The following is a 15,101-nucleotide window of genomic DNA, read 5'->3' as shown; positions in this document are numbered from 1 at the left end:
GGAGTTTTGAATAGTTAAGGAGACGTCATGACCCAACGGTTACTTCAGCTTGATCATGTGTCGTTCAACCTGCCCGACGGGCGCGTCTTGTTCGATGACTTCAACCACACCTTCAGCGCCCGGACCACCGGCATCGTGGGTGCCAATGGCTGCGGCAAGTCGTTGCTTGGCCGCCTGCTGACGGGGGAGCAACGGCCCACCAGCGGCATCGTCCGCCGCGAAGGTCAGGTATACGCCGTGGAGCAGTTACTGGAGCAAAACCGCTATCCCACCGTTGCCGCGTTGGCAGGTGTCGATCTTATTTTGGCGGCGCTGGATCGCATTGCCCAGGGTAGCGTTGACGATGCGGACCATGCGCTGGCTGTCGATCAATGGGATTGCGCCACACGCCTTGAGGCGGAGCTGGAGAAGATCGGCCTGGGCCATTTGAATGCCGACTCGCACACTGACGTCCTCAGTGGGGGCGAGCGGCAGCGGGTGGCGCTGCTGGGGGCGTGGTTGTCCCGGGCCGACTGGCTCATTCTGGATGAACCCAGCAACCACCTGGACATTGATCAGCAACACCAGCTCGCGCAGCAGATCAATCGCTGGTCCAACGGTCTGGTGTTGATCAGTCACGATCGCGGCCTTTTGGAACACATGAGCGAAATCGTCGAGCTCTCGCCATTGGGGTTGGCGGCCTATGGCGGCAACTACAGTCAATATGTGGCGGCGCGCGAGCAGGAACAGCAGTCGTTCCAGTCGGCATTGCAAGGCGAGCGGGCACAGGCCAAGCGCGAGCAACGTGAGATGGCCGTGCAGATGGAGCGTCAGCAACGGCGTAATGCGCGCGGCGACCGTCAGGCCCGCGACGGCAATCAGACCAAGTTGATCACCAACGCCCAGAAAGAACGCAGTGAAAACAGTCAGGGAAAATTGCGCCTCAATCAGCAAGTGGCCCGGGAGCAGCAACAACAACGTATTGCCGAAGCCCGGGCGCGGTGTGCGCCGGATATCCAGCGCATGATGCTGTCCCCGGAAAGCGTGGTGCCCAATGGCAAGCTGATTGTGCAGCTCAACGACGTCATTCTGCCGTTCGGTCACACGGCGCCGGTCAATCTGACGCTGACCGGGCCTATGCGCATGGCAATCCTCGGCGCCAACGGTAGCGGTAAGTCGACCTTGTTGCAGGTGATCGCCGGCCAGTTGCCGGTTCGCGAAGGCGAAGTCATACGCACCTGCCATGTCGGCTGGCTGGATCAACACGCCGGGTTGCAGCACCCCGAGCGCACGGCGGTGCAATGGCTCTACGAGAGCAATCCGGAGTTGCCCGAAGCCGAGGCGCGAACCCGGTTGGCGCAGATGGGCATTGATGCGGATCGAGCGACGCTCAAGACCAGTCAGTTGAGTGGTGGCGAACGCCTGAAAATAGCCCTGGCGGCGCAGTTGTATGCACTGCGGCCACCGCAGTTACTGTTGCTGGACGAGCCGGATAACCATTTGGACTTGCCCAGTAAAACGGCGCTGGAGCAGATGCTCAATCAGTACCAAGGGGCATTGATCGTCGTCTCCCACGACAGCGCTTTTCTACAGGCCATTCATTTGGACACCGAGTTCCATCTCGACAGCTAGGGACCGTTACTTCGGATAAAGCGGCGGCAGCCCGCTGTCACCCACCGGATCATGAACCCGTTCGGCAATCGGGATCGCCTTGATCGCCCGCCACAGATCTTCGCCTTGCCAGTGCTGGCCGGTTTCGCTGTAGAGCGCGCCGTTTAAGCCGTCCAGTGCGTCGGACAGTGGCACGAAGCGCGCCGCCATATCGGCCAGGGTTTCCGGTTGTTGCCGGGCCCAGGCGTCGAGGGCCTGGCGGGTGGCGTGGGGCTCGTTGGCCTGACAGGCGCGCTTGAGTTCGTCGAGGACGGTGCGTGGGCTCGGGCCGGTCTGCGCAGCGCGCAGGATTGCCGGTTGCCAGCGGGCGCGCCACCAGAGGCCGAAACCCAGCAACGTGGTGCAGGCCAGAATCAATGTGCTGAGTTTCCACTTCCACAAGGTTTCACTGTCGACGCCGGTATTCACTTGCGCGGTGTTAGCCGGTGTATCAACCACCAGGCTCGGATTGTTCGCCACTTGCAGGCTTCGGGCCGGCAGGCTGCTGTGTTCCAGATGATCTTCGAAGGTGTTCCACCAGACCACTTCCACCGCAGGCAACTCGATAGCGCCACTGCGGCCCGGCACCAGCGCTTCGCGATCTTCGCGGCTGCCGATCAAGCCGCGCTCAGTGCTTTGGTTGCTCAGCACCGGTTGGTCCGGGTAGCGCCGCAGGCCGTTGACGTCGGTGGCGGGCAGCGGCGGCAATTGGGTACTGGCCAGGCCTTCGGCCTTCAAGGTCAGGCTGCGGGTCAGCGAATCGCCCACCTGCGCATGGTCCGGCTCCGGGTTCCAGCTTTCGCTCAGGTTCAGGCTGCGGGCTGGCAACCAGGGCAGGTCGGCAGGGTACGTGATCGGTTTGGCCTTGACCGTCAGCAGAATCGGGGCGGAGCTCACGCGCATCAGTTTTCCGGACTTCGGCGCCTGGGCAGCGGCGTCCTGAGCGGGCTGCGCGTCGACGAGCGTGGCACTGAATATTTGCGCCGGGATGGTCAATTCGCCGCTGTGTTGCGGGTAGATCGCATAGCGCATTTCGATCACGCCATGACGCAGACCATTGATGGCTTTCTCGTAAGTGCGCGACTCGCCCAGTTGTTCGATGCGCGCATCGGGAATCTGCAACGGGGTCAGGCTGCTGTCGTCGTACAGCGACACCGAATGGTAGATGCGCAAGGTCAGGATGGCCTGGGCTTGCACGTACACGCTGCTTTGGTCGAGGCTCGCGTCGATAAACACCGGGGCCAGTTTGTTCTTGGTGTCCTGGGTTTCGCTTTCGACCACTTGCACGGTAATCGGCTGGCTCTGCACCTCGCCCAGTTGCAGCGATGGAATCGTCACGCTGCCGTTTTCCTTGGGCAGCAAGGTGATGATCCAGCGCGTGGTGGCGCGGTTGTCGCCGTTCAGGGTGGTCAGTTGGTTGACCTGGCGGGTGCCACGCACTTCGAACTGCGGTTCCAGCGGTGCCAGGTCAGGCTTGCCGAATTGGGTGACGTCGTTGGATTCCAGGGTCAGTTCGACCGTCTCGCCGGAGTTCAGGCGACTGCGATCGACACTGGCGACCAGCGCCGCCGCCTGGGCCTGAACGGTGCAAAACAGCAGGGCGAGCATGAAAAGGGTGAAGCGGGTCATCGCGTTTTTTCCTGATCCTGATGTTGTTGCTGTTCGTACCAGAATTTGCGCCTGAGCAATTCACCCGGGTCATCCGGGATCTTGCGCAGCCATTGCTCCAGCGCCTGACGCTGTTCGCCATCGATGTTGTCACTGGCCGGACGCAGCGGTGGCGTGGTGCTTTGCTCGTCCCCCAACTCGCTGCCCGGGACTTCATTGGTGCCCGGTTTCGGTGGCGTGGTGGCCTGCTGCCCGGCGTCCGGCGTGGACTGCTCGACGTCGGATGTCGGATGGTCATTGTCCGCCGGTTGCGTGGCGGCACCCGGTGGCGGTTCTTGCTCGGTGTTCTCGGTCTCGTCATTGGCGGTTTTCTGCGGCTCGACCGGTGGCGGGGTGTTTTTCTGTTTGAGCAGACTTTCCACCAGCGCCTTGTTGGTCTGTGCCGGGCGCAAATCCGGTTGCTGTTCCAGTGCCTGATCGTAAGCATCCAGCGCCGCTTCCAGCTCACCGCTTTTGGCCAGGGCGTTGCCACGATTGTAGTGGGCGTGGGCGTCGTTGCCCTGGGCGAACTGCTGGGCGGCGCCGCTGTAGTCGCCGGCCTCATACAGCGCGACGCCTTGCCACTGCGGATCCTCGAAATGCTGCGAAGCCTTCGCCGGATGGCCTTGCCTGAGCAAATGCAGGCCCCGTTGATCGGGGCGCAACCACAAGTCTTCGAAGTCGAAGGCATAACTGGGTTGCGGCAGCAGGAACAGCAGCGGCAGGCAGAATAGCCAGCCACGACGACCAGCACACGCCGCCAGCAGCAACAGCGGCAGCAGCAACCAGTAACCCTGATCGGCCCAGGTGTCGAGGCGCAAAGTCTGGCCGTCGTTGCGCAGGGTGCGTGGGCCGTCGAGCAGGCCGAGTCCACGCAGGTCGGTGTCGTCCAGACGCGCCGGACGATAGTCTCCGCCAAGGTCGCTGGCAAAGGCTTTCAGGCTGGGGCTGTCCAGGTGCGGCACCAGAATCGCGCCCTGATCGTCCTTGAGGAAACTGCCGTCCTCCTGAGCGACCGGCGCACCTTCGGCAGTGCCGATGCCGAGCATCAGGAACTGCGTCGATTTTCGGTCCAGCGCCTGGCGAATACCTTCACGTTCCAGGTCCGTCAGGGTGGAACCGATCAACAGGATCCGGCCTTCACCCAAATCCCCCTGATTCAGCAGTGCCAGGGCCTTGGTCACCGCGAGGTCCGCGCGATGGCCGGCTTCGGGCATCAGCGAAGGCTTGAGCGCATCGAGCAGATTACGGCTGGTCGACAGGTCATCCGACAGCGGCACCAAGGTGTGGGCGCTGCCGGCGTAGACGACGATTGCAGTCTGCGCGTCGCTGCGGACTTGCAGCAGGTCCAACAGTTTACGTCGGGCCTGTTCGAGTCGGTTCGGCGCAACGTCGGTGGCGAGCATTTCCGGGGTCAGCTCAAGCACAACCACCAGCGGGTCGGCGGGTTTCTGACTGATTTGTTCGACGCGCTCCCAACTCGGCCCCAACAAGGCCAGGACGGTCAATACCCACGCCACGCCAAGGACGACCCACGGCAACTTGTTATCGCGACCGTTGCCACCGCTCAGCAGTGCGGCGTGGAAGGCCGGTGGCAGGATCATCTGCCAGCGTCCGGCGCGTTTTTGCCGATGCCAGAGTTGCCAGAGCAGCCAGCCCAACAGCGGCAACAACAGCAGCCACCAAGGGCGAAACCAGTACGGCCAAAGCGCACTCATCGGCGCCTCCGCAGACGCAGGCGTTTGAGCCGCTGGCGCCAGTCAGGCAGTTGCGTCTGCAAAAAAAGGTCCTTGGTAAACAGCCGTTGCAGTGGGTTGTCCGGCCAACGCTCGCGCACCACCAACAACATGCTCAACAACAACGCCAGCGCCAAAGGCCAGTGATACAACGCCTGCGCCGGGCGAGCCTGGGTCGGTTGTTGAGTCACTGGCTCAAGTGTGTCGAGGGTGTCCTTGATCGACTGCAGCTCTTTGCCATCGTGGGCGCGGAAGTACTGACCGCCGGTGGCTTGGGCGATGGCCTTCAACGCCGGTTCATCGAGGTCCAGGCTCGGATTGACCCCGAGGAAACCCAAGGTGCCGCTTTGCTCCGGGTCGGCGCCGATGCCGATCGGGTAGATCTTCACGCCTTCGTTGGCCGCCAGCCGCGCCGCCGTGAGCGGGTCGATTTCACCGCCATTGTTGGCGCCGTCCGTGACCAGGATCAGCACGCGGCTCTGGGCCGGACGCATGCGCAGGCGTTTAAGGGCGAGGCCGATGGCATCGCCGATGGCGGTGTTTTTGCCGGCGATGCCGATTCGCGCTTCGTCCAGCCACACGCGCACGGTGTGCCGGTCGAACGTCAATGGCGCTTGCAGGTACGCCTGGCTGCCGAACAGGATCAGGCCGACGCGATCGCCGTCGCGACTTTCAAGGAAGTCACCGAGCAAGTGCTGAACCAGCGACAGTCGGCTGACGTCTTCGTCCTGCCACTGCATGTCGGGGAAATCCATGGAGCCGGACACGTCCACGGCCACCAGCAGATCGCGACCACTGGCGGCAATCGGCAGGGGGTCACCCAGCCATTGCGGGCGCGCCGCCGCTATCAGCAACAACAGCCATAACAGCATGAACGGTGCTTGCTGGCGCCAGGCTGGCAGGTTGGCCCGGGCTCGGCGGCGGGCCAGGCCTTCGAGGTCGTTGAGGAAACTGACTTTGAGTGCCGGTTCGCCGCTGTCGGCCACCGGCAGCAGGACGCGCATCAACCAGGGCAGCGGCAGCAGGACAAAGATCCACGGCCAAGCGAACTCAAACATGTTTGCGAATCCAGGTATCGACGGCTTGAGTGAGGCCGGCGATGGCCTTGTCGTCGAGTTTGCATTCGGGTTTGTAGGCGCCTTCGACCAGCACCATCCAGCGGGTCAGGCCGGCGGCCGGGCACCGGTTGTCGAGGAACGCCAGCCACTTGCGCCCGTTGAGGGTATGGCTCTGGCTGTAGGGGTAATGGTTGCGGCACAGGCGTTTGAGCAAGCCGTTGAGCTGCTGCAACCAGGCGCCGGCCGGGGCGCCGTCGTAGGGTTTTGGCATCTGCGCCAGTTCGGCCAATGCGGCGATACGCACCGGGTCCAGCGGTTGTTCGGCGCGCACTATCGGGCGTTTGTTCGGAATGAATCGCCGCGCCTTCCACAGACCGAAACCGATCAGCGGCAGCAATAACAGCAACAGCCACCAGCCGGGCGCAGGTGGCCAGAACTCGACGGGCGGCGGCGAGATCAGCGGTTGCAGTTGATCGAGGCTGCTCATCGACCTTTCCCCGGTTTTTGAGGGTTCAGGTACTCGCGCAGTTGCTCGACCATCTCGCTCTGGGTGCTCAGCGGCATCAGCAACACGCGCAGCTTTTGCGCGAGCAGTTCCCAGCGGGCAATACGCGCTTCGGCCTGAGCGCGGTAGGTCTGGCGCAGGTCGAAATTCAGCGTGTCGAGTTCCAGTTGCGCGCCGCGTTCGGCGAAGCGCAGCAGCCCGGCGGCGGGCAGGGCGTGATCCAGCGGGTCGGACAGGGGCAGCAACAACAGGTCGCAATGACGAGACAACAGGCTCAATTGCTGTTCAGAACCTTCGGTCAGGGCGCGCTCATCGCAGATCACGATCACCAGGCTGCCGGGGCGCAGCACTTCCCGCGCACGACGCAGCGCCAGGTTGAGGGAGTCGCGGTTCTGCTCGCTTTCGGTGTGCAGCGACTGATTGACCCGCACCAGACGGTTAAGCAGTTGCAGCAGGCTTTGTTTGCTGCGCCGGGGTTTGATCTCGTAGTGCTCGTTGTCGCCGAACACCAGCCCGCCGACCCGGTCGTTATGGCCAAGGGCTGCCCAGCCGATCAGGCTCGCCGCCTGGGCGGCCAGCACTGATTTGAACATCAGCCCGGAGCCGAAAAACAGCCGACGGCTTTGCTCGACCATGATGAAAATCGGCCGCTCGCGTTCTTCATGAAACAGCTTGGTGTGCGGCTCCTGGGTGCGGGCGGTGACGCGCCAGTCGATGGTGCGCACGTCGTCGCCGGCCTGGTAAACCCGCACCTGATCGAAGTCCACACCCCGGCCGCGCAGCTTGGAGTGGTGCAGGCCGATCAGCGGGCTACGCTGGCTCGGCGTGGAAAACAGCTGCACTTCGCGCACGCGATGGCGCATCTCGATCAGCTCGGCGAGGCTGACGCGGATGCCCGGCTCGGGCGGCAGGAGGGCGTTCATCGGGGTCAAGCGACGGCTACGACGTCGAGAATCCGCTGGACCACCCGGTCCTGATCGATGCCAGCGGCTTCGGCTTCAAAGGAAAGAATGATGCGGTGGCGCAACACGTCGAACAGCACCGCTTGAATGTCTTCCGGGCTGACGAAGTCGCGACCGGCCAGCCAGGCGTGGGCCCGGGCGCAGCGGTCGAGGGCAATCGAACCACGAGGACTGGCGCCGTAGGCGATCCATTCGGCCATTTCCGGGTCGAACTTGGCCGGGGTGCGTGTGGCCATGACCAGTTGCACCAGGTATTCCTCCACGGCGTCGGCCATGTACAGACCGAGGATTTCCTTGCGTGCGGCAAAAATTGCCTGCTGGCTGACCCGGCGTTCGGGTTTGGTTTCGCCGTTCAAGGCTTCGCCACGGGCCTGTTGCAGGATCCGGCGTTCGACGGCGGCATCCGGGAAACCGATTTTCACGTGCATTAGGAAGCGGTCGAGCTGGGCTTCCGGCAGCGGATAGGTGCCTTCCTGCTCGATCGGGTTTTGCGTGGCCATCACCAGAAACAGTGGCGACAGTTCGTAAGTGCTGCGCCCGACACTGACCTGACGCTCGGCCATGGCTTCCAGCAATGCCGATTGAACCTTGGCCGGGGCGCGGTTGATTTCATCCGCCAGCACCAGGTTATGGAAGATCGGTCCTTGCTGGAACACGAAGCTGCCGGTTTCCGGGCGATAGATTTCCGTGCCGGTGATGTCGGCCGGCAGCAGGTCGGGGGTGAACTGGATGCGATGGAACTGGGCTTCGATGCCTTCGGCGAGTTCTTTGATGGCCTTGGTCTTGGCCAGCCCCGGGGCGCCTTCGACCAGCATGTGGCCGTCGGCGAGCAAGGCGATGAGCAAGCGCTCGATGAGTTTTTCCTGGCCGAGAATCTGCGTTGAAAGAAAGGTTCGCAGCGCTAGCAGCGCTTCACGATGTTCCATCGATGACTGTTCCTGGAAAGGGTGACCGAAGACGTTCGAATAACGCCAGGGCTGGGGGCGTTACTTTAATCCATCGCGGGGGGCGGCGACTAACGGCATTTTGTGCAAAGAGTGGGAAATGGTTGGGGAAATTGTTTGAAAATTGTAGGGCGGGGCAATGGTGTTGTTCTTTCGGACGCCTTCGCGGGCAAGCCTCGCTCCTACACCAGGACCCGTGCTGGACCTGTAGGAGCGAGGCTTGCCCGCGAAGGGGCCGGCACAGGCGCCGAAAATCAGAGCTCGCTTATATAGGTGCCAGTCTCCTTGAGGATGTTATGCAACGTTTCTTCAACCTCCGCCAGATCGCTCGCATCGGTGCTGTGAATGATCTCCAGCGAATCATCCCCATTCAACGCATCCGCATCCGCCGCCGCGATTTCGATCAGCAATCGGGTAGGGCTGAGCGTGACTTTCACGCCATCGAGCGTCGAAGGCTCGCCGTCGAGGGTGATGTCCAGCGCGTCCTCGTCCGGGTAACGGGTCATCAGGAACATGTCGCCCTGATCGCTGTGGCAGCAGAGCATGGCCATGTTGTCTTCTTCGTCATCGCACGGGTTGACGATCAAGAGTGCGGTGGTCATTTGCATGGGGGGGAATCCTGGCTCGGCGAGCATTGTGAATGCAATAAAAGGCGATTCTGCCAGCCCTCGGGAATTTCTGCTCGCCTGAGTGTCAGAGTATGTGTCGTGAACACTTGGAGTGTTACTGGTCATTTCTGGTACGGATGTGCCGTAAAACCGGGGATAAAACGCCCGTTTTCCCGCACGGCTGCTAGTGTTGTTCGAGGCGCATGCCGTGAGCTGCGTACCGATGACCGAATATGTCGCAGCGCCGCAAGCACAGGCGTTACCGCACTCGTTAAGCTGCGCATCGAATGGATATCCGTAAAGGCATTGTGCAATTCATCGCACAGGCGTTTTTGCCGATAACCCTCATGGAAGGTGAATGTGACCTGAGTGTCTCGTCCAGCTTCACCCACCTGTCACCCTGTTTCCTCTGCCCGAGAATCAGGAACAGGGTGACGGATCGCCCCGAAAGGGGTTTTGCACGCGACGCTTCCATCAATAACAAGCCCAAGCGGAGTACCACAGATGGCGTTCTTCACCGCAGCCAGCAAAGCCGACTTCCAGCACCAACTGCAAGCGGCACTGGCCCAGCACATCAGTGAACAGGCACTGCCACAAGTGGCGCTGTTCGCTGAACAATTCTTCGGCATCATTTCCCTGGACGAGCTGACCCAGCGTCGGTTGTCCGACCTCGCCGGCTGCACCCTTTCTGCGTGGCGCCTGCTTGAGCGCTTCGATCACGCGCAACCGCAAGTGCGCGTCTACAACCCGGATTACGAACGCCACGGCTGGCAGTCGACCCACACCGCGGTCGAAGTGCTGCACCACGACCTGCCATTCCTGGTGGACTCGGTGCGTACCGAGCTGAACCGTCGCGGCTACAGCATTCATACCCTGCAAACCACTGTGCTGAGCGTGCGTCGCGGCAGCAAGGGCGAGCTGCTGGAAATCCTGCCGAAAGGCACCCAGGGCGAAGGCATTCTGCAAGAATCGCTGATGTACCTGGAAATCGACCGTTGCGCCAACGCGGCCGAGCTCAATGTCCTGACCAAAGAGCTGGAGCAGGTTCTCGGTGAAGTCCGCGTCGCGGTCACCGATTTCGAACCGATGAAAGCCAAGGTCCAGGAAATCCTGAGCCACCTGGACAGCAGCCAGTTCGCTGTCGATCCTGAAGAAAAAGCCGAAATCAAAAGCTTCCTGGAATGGCTGGTGGGCAACCACTTCACGTTCCTGGGCTATGAAGAGTTCGTGGTTCGCGATGAAGTCGACGGCGGGCACATCGTCTACGACCAGGATTCGTTCCTCGGCCTGACCAAATTGCTGCGCACCGGCCTGACCTACGATGACCTGCGCATCGAAGACTACGCCGTGAACTACCTGCGCGAACCGACCCTGTTGTCGTTCGCCAAGGCTGCACACCCAAGCCGTGTGCACCGTCCGGCCTACCCGGACTACGTGTCGATCCGTGAAATCGACGCCGACGGCAACGTCATCAAGGAATGCCGTTTCATGGGCCTGTACACCTCTTCGGTGTATGGCGAGAGCGTGCGGGTCATTCCGTACATCCGCCGCAAGGTCGAAGAAATCGAACGCCGTTCCGGCTTCCAGCCCAAGGCTCACCTGGGCAAGGAACTGGCGCAGGTGGTCGAAGTGCTGCCGCGCGATGATCTGTTCCAGACCCCGGTGGACGAGCTGTTCAGCACCGTGATGTCGATCGTGCAGATCCAGGAACGCAACAAGATCCGCGTGTTCCTGCGCAAAGACCCCTACGGCCGTTTCTGCTACTGCCTGGCCTACGTGCCGCGCGACATCTACTCCACCGAAGTGCGCCAGAAGATCCAGCAAGTGCTGATGGATCGCCTGAAAGCCTCGGACTGCGAGTTCTGGACCTTCTTCTCCGAGTCCGTGCTGGCCCGTGTACAGCTGATTCTGCGGGTTGACCCGAAGAACCGCTTGGACATCGACCCGGTCCTGCTGGAAAAAGAAGTGGTGCAAGCCTGCCGCAGCTGGCAGGACGATTACGCGAGCCTGACGGTTGAAAGCTTCGGTGAAGCGAGCGGCACCAACGTGCTGGCCGATTTCCCGAAAGGCTTCCCTGCCGGGTACCGCGAGCGCTTCGCCGCGCATTCGGCGGTGGTCGACATGCAGCACCTGCTGAGCCTGAACGAAAAAAATCCACTGGTGATGAGCTTCTATCAGCCACTGGGTCAGGTCTCCGGCCAGCGCGAACTGCACTGCAAGCTGTATCACGCCGATACCCCGCTGGCACTGTCCGACGTCTTGCCTATCCTGGAAAACCTCGGCCTGCGTGTACTGGGTGAATTCCCGTATCGCCTGCGCCACAACAATGGCCGCGAGTTCTGGATTCACGACTTCGCGTTCACCGCCGCTGAAGGCCTGGATCTCGACATCCAGCAACTCAACGACACCTTGCAGGACGCCTTCGTCCACATCGTGCGTGGCGATGCCGAGAACGATGCGTTCAACCGTCTGGTGCTGACCGCCGGCCTGCCTTGGCGCGATGTGGCGTTGCTGCGTGCCTACGCGCGTTACATGAAGCAGATCCGCTTGGGCTTCGACCTGGGTTACATCGCCAGCACCCTGAACAACCACACCGACATCGCTCGCGAGTTGACCCGGTTGTTCAAGACCCGTTTCTACCTGGCGCGCAAGCTCACCAGCGACGATCTGGAAGACAAGCAGCAACGCCTGGAACACGCGATCATTGCCGCGCTGGACGAAGTCCAGGTGCTCAACGAAGACCGCATCCTGCGTCGCTATCTGGACCTGATCAAGGCCACGCTGCGGACCAACTTCTACCAGACCGATGCGAACGGCAAGAACAAGTCCTACTTCAGCTTCAAGTTCAACCCGCACCAGATTCCAGAGCTGCCGAAGCCAGTACCGAAGTTCGAAATCTTCGTTTACTCGCCGCGCGTCGAAGGCGTACACCTGCGCTTTGGCAACGTGGCTCGCGGTGGCCTGCGCTGGTCTGACCGCGAAGAAGACTTCCGTACCGAAGTCCTGGGCCTGGTAAAAGCCCAGCAAGTGAAGAACTCGGTCATCGTGCCAGTGGGTGCCAAGGGCGGCTTCCTGCCGCGTCGCTTGCCACTGGGCGGCAGCCGGGACGAGATCGCGGCCGAGGGCATCGCCTGCTACCGCATCTTCATTTCGGGCCTGTTGGACATCACCGATAACCTGAAAGACGGCGCGCTGGTTCCGCCGGCCAACGTCGTGCGTCATGACGACGATGACCCGTACCTGGTGGTCGCTGCGGACAAGGGCACTGCCACTTTCTCCGACATCGCCAACGGTATCGCCATCGACTACGGCTTCTGGCTCGGCGACGCCTTTGCGTCCGGCGGCTCGGCCGGTTACGACCACAAGAAGATGGGCATCACCGCCAAGGGCGCGTGGGTAGGCGTTCAACGTCACTTCCGCGAGCGCGGCATCAATGTCCAGGAAGACAGCATCACCGTGGTGGGCGTCGGCGACATGGCCGGTGACGTGTTCGGTAACGGCTTGTTGATGTCCGACAAGCTGCAACTGGTCGCAGCCTTCAACCACCTGCATATCTTCATCGATCCGAACCCGGAGCCTGCCAACAGCTTCGCCGAGCGTCAGCGCCTGTTCGACCTGCCACGTTCGGCCTGGTCGGATTACGACACCAGCATCATGTCCGAAGGCGGCGGGATCTTCTCCCGTAGCGCGAAAAGCATCGCGATTTCCCCGCAGATGAAAGAGCGTTTCGACATCCAGGCGGACAAGCTGACCCCGACCGAACTGCTGAACGCCTTGCTCAAGGCTCCAGTGGACCTGTTGTGGAACGGCGGTATCGGCACCTACGTCAAAGCCAGCACCGAAAGCCACGCCGATGTCGGCGACAAGGCCAACGATGCACTGCGCGTGAACGGCAACGAACTGCGCTGCAAAGTCGTGGGCGAGGGCGGTAACCTCGGTATGACCCAACTGGGTCGTGTTGAATTCGGCCTCAATGGCGGCGGTTCCAACACCGACTTCATCGACAACGCCGGTGGCGTGGACTGCTCCGACCACGAAGTGAACATCAAGATCCTGCTGAACGAAGTGGTTCAGGCCGGTGACATGACCGACAAGCAACGCAACCAGTTGCTGGCGAGCATGACCGACGAAGTCGGCAACCTGGTCCTGGGCAACAACTACAAGCAGACTCAGGCCCTGTCCCTGGCTGCCCGTCGTGCCTTGCCGCGGATCGCTGAATACAAGCGCCTGATGAACGATCTGGAAGGTCGCGGCAAGCTGGATCGCGCCATCGAGTTCCTGCCGGCCGAAGAAGCCATCAACGAGCGCATCGCTGCAGGCCACGGCCTGACGCGTGCCGAGCTGTCGGTGCTGATCTCTTACAGCAAGATCGACCTCAAGGAAGCGCTGCTCAATTCCCAGGTGCCGGACGACGACTACCTGACGCGCGACATGGAAACCGCTTTCCCGCCGAGCCTGGTGAGCAAGTTCTCCGAAGCCATGCGCCGTCACCGTCTGAAACGCGAAATCGTCAGCACCCAGATCGCCAACGATCTGGTCAACCACATGGGCATCACCTTCGTTCAGCGACTCAAAGAGTCGACCGGCATGAGCCCGGCGAACGTGGCCGGTGCTTATGTGATCGTGCGTGACATCTTCCACCTCCCACACTGGTTCCGTCAGATCGAAGCCCTGGATTATCAGGTCTCCGCCGACGTGCAACTGGAGCTGATGGACGAGCTGATGCGCCTGGGCCGTCGCGCTACGCGCTGGTTCCTGCGTGCCCGTCGCAACGAGCAGAATGCTGCCCGTGACGTCGCGCACTTCGGTCCGCATCTGAAGGAGCTGGGTCTCAAGCTCGACGAACTGCTGAGTGGCGAGATCCACGAGAACTGGCAGACCCGCTATGAGGCTTACGTCGAAGCCGGTGTGCCGGAGTTGCTCGCGCGTATGGTGGCTGGCACTTCGCACCTGTACACCCTGCTGCCGATCATCGAGGCCTCCGACGTGACTGGCCAGAACCCTGCGGATGTGGCCAAGGCTTACTTCGCCGTGGGCAGCGCCCTGGACATCACTTGGTACCTGCAACAGATCAGCGCTCTGCCGGTTGAAAACAACTGGCAAGCCCTGGCCCGTGAAGCGTTCCGCGATGACGTCGACTGGCAGCAACGTGCGATCACCATCTCCGTCCTGCAACAGGGCGACGGCACTCAGGACGTGGAAACCCGTCTGGAGCTGTGGATGGAACAGCACGAAGGCATGATCGAACGCTGGCGCGCCATGCTGGTAGAAATCCGTGCCGCCAGCGGCACTGACTACGCTATGTACGCGGTGGCCAACCGTGAACTGCTGGACCTGGCGTTGAGCGGGCAAGCGGTAGTGTCTGCGCCTGTTACAACAGCTGCCGAGCTGGAACCGGCGGCCTGATCAGGCGTTGAATGAACAAGCCCCGCATTGAGAGATGCGGGGCTTTTTTTTTGCCTGCAAGTTTTGTGTTGGCTGATTTGGCCCCTTCGCGGGCAAGTCGAATCGTCGCTCCCACATTTGAAATACATTCCAATGTGGGAGCGAGCCTGCTCGCGATGAGGTCATTAGCCTTAATACAACTTCTGACGCTGTTGCGTTATCAATCATCGAAACTTTATCAGTCGGCCTGGTCAATAAATTACTGAGCGACTGGTCAAACTTTTGCAGTGCCCGCACTTGCACATTCTGTTGTTCGTTAATATCCGCCACGATCTCTTCACTGCGTTTGTAGTCTGCCCATAATGGACTTAGCGCTTTGGCGTCATGCCCCTGCGCAGTGCCGATGTAGTTGAAGTTTGAGTCATAGAAGTCCGCACTCACATTCGCTTCGATATCCGAACTGCGCGATGTGATCAATTGGCGACGGGTGTCGACAATAGCGACCACATCGGGCTTCGCCGCCCTGAGGCTTTGCATGTCCGGGTACACCGTCACCGAGCCGAACTGACGCTGCAAGGATCACTTGACGAAACGTTAATTCGGGCCTTTATATTTATGGCTGTCCCT

Annotated in this window: 9 protein-coding genes and 1 pseudogene; 2 read left to right on the top strand and 8 right to left on the bottom strand. The window is 61.4% G+C overall.

Annotated elements, in window-relative coordinates:
* Positions 1-27 precede the first annotated feature (27 nt).
* Positions 28-1,611, top strand: coding sequence for an ABC-F family ATP-binding cassette domain-containing protein (locus ACA051_RS16475; RefSeq protein ID WP_497370891.1), 1,584 nt, complete (start codon positions 28-30; stop codon positions 1,609-1,611).
* A 6-nt stretch (positions 1,612-1,617) separates the two neighbouring features.
* Here the strand turns inward: ACA051_RS16475 and ACA051_RS16470 are convergent, their stop codons facing one another.
* The 7 genes from ACA051_RS16470 to ACA051_RS16440 form a co-directional block, all read right to left on the bottom strand.
* Positions 1,618-3,258, bottom strand: a complete 1,641-nt coding sequence (locus ACA051_RS16470) for a BatD family protein (protein WP_497370889.1) — start codon at positions 3,256-3,258, stop codon at positions 1,618-1,620.
* Positions 3,255-4,994, bottom strand: coding sequence for a tetratricopeptide repeat protein (locus tag ACA051_RS16465; RefSeq protein WP_497303192.1), 1,740 nt, complete (start codon positions 4,992-4,994; stop codon positions 3,255-3,257). The genes ACA051_RS16470 and ACA051_RS16465 overlap by 4 nt, the downstream gene beginning before the upstream one ends.
* Positions 4,991-6,070, bottom strand: coding sequence for a vWA domain-containing protein (locus tag ACA051_RS16460; protein WP_497370887.1), 1,080 nt, complete (start codon positions 6,068-6,070; stop codon positions 4,991-4,993). The genes ACA051_RS16465 and ACA051_RS16460 overlap by 4 nt, the downstream gene beginning before the upstream one ends.
* Positions 6,063-6,557: a DUF4381 domain-containing protein gene (locus ACA051_RS16455; RefSeq protein WP_497303188.1), complete on the bottom strand. Its 495-nt coding sequence runs from the start codon at positions 6,555-6,557 to the stop codon at positions 6,063-6,065. The genes ACA051_RS16460 and ACA051_RS16455 overlap by 8 nt, the downstream gene beginning before the upstream one ends.
* A complete protein-coding gene (locus ACA051_RS16450) occupies positions 6,554-7,498 on the bottom strand; it encodes a DUF58 domain-containing protein (protein ID WP_438659141.1) in 945 nt (314 codons plus the stop codon). Before ACA051_RS16450 ends, ACA051_RS16455 begins: the two co-directional genes overlap by 4 nt.
* Positions 7,499-7,503: 5 nt before the next feature.
* Positions 7,504-8,463 (bottom strand): AAA family ATPase, encoded by a 960-nt coding sequence (locus ACA051_RS16445; RefSeq protein WP_003218556.1) that lies wholly within the window; start codon positions 8,461-8,463, stop codon positions 7,504-7,506.
* 272 nt (positions 8,464-8,735) lie between these two features.
* Entirely contained in the window at positions 8,736-9,089 is a 354-nt protein-coding gene (locus ACA051_RS16440; RefSeq protein ID WP_497370885.1) for a hypothetical protein, read from the bottom strand.
* A 504-nt stretch (positions 9,090-9,593) separates the two neighbouring features.
* Here ACA051_RS16440 and ACA051_RS16435 point away from each other — a divergent pair.
* On the top strand, positions 9,594-14,495 hold the full coding sequence (locus ACA051_RS16435; protein ID WP_497303186.1) for an NAD-glutamate dehydrogenase: 4,902 nt from the start codon (positions 9,594-9,596) through the stop codon (positions 14,493-14,495).
* A 195-nt stretch (positions 14,496-14,690) separates the two neighbouring features.
* On the opposite strand, the pseudogene ACA051_RS16430 reads toward ACA051_RS16435, so the two are convergent.
* Positions 14,691-15,053, bottom strand: a pseudogene (locus ACA051_RS16430) (ATPase); the annotation flags it as partial.
* Positions 15,054-15,101 lie beyond the last annotated feature (48 nt).

It is taken from the genome of Pseudomonas sp. LBUM1669, assembly GCF_059695705.1.
The sequence above is the reverse complement of the archived record's forward strand: the minus strand, read 5'-3'. Positions and strand labels throughout refer to the sequence as shown.